1 pseudogene is annotated in these 350 nt (G+C 72.0%); it reads left to right on the plus strand.

Annotation, left to right across the window (positions count from 1 at the left end):
- A pseudogene (locus PA598K_RS37070) lies at window positions 1–350 on the plus strand (hypothetical protein); the annotation flags it as partial.

Genomic DNA, 350 nt, shown 5'->3' on the forward strand with positions numbered 1-350 from the left:
GTGGCTCGGCGAGCGCTGCCGACTGGTCGCCTTGAGCGCCAGCCGGTGGGCGCTGATCGTCGACCGGGCGGTCGAACGGCTCCCTGACGACTGGCTCCGGCAGCTCGCCGACGCCGTGCGCCGCTACCTGAAGCTCGAGCTGCACTGGCACGGACCCGGAGCGTGCCGGACGCCGGAGCAGCTGCGCCAGAGCTATGCGCACTACAGCATGGCGGTCGATGGCGAGGCCAAGCCGGACGCGGCCGCCGACTGGCTGGACCCGGCGATCCTCCATGAGCTGGAGCAGCGCCTGCTGGCCAGCCTCCTCTCCGGCGAGAGCGCTCAGGTAAGTCAGGAGCTGCGCCGCCATG

The sequence above is a fragment of the Paenibacillus sp. 598K genome, from assembly GCF_003851045.1.
Taxonomy (GTDB): Bacteria; Bacillota; Bacilli; order Paenibacillales; family Paenibacillaceae; genus Paenibacillus_D.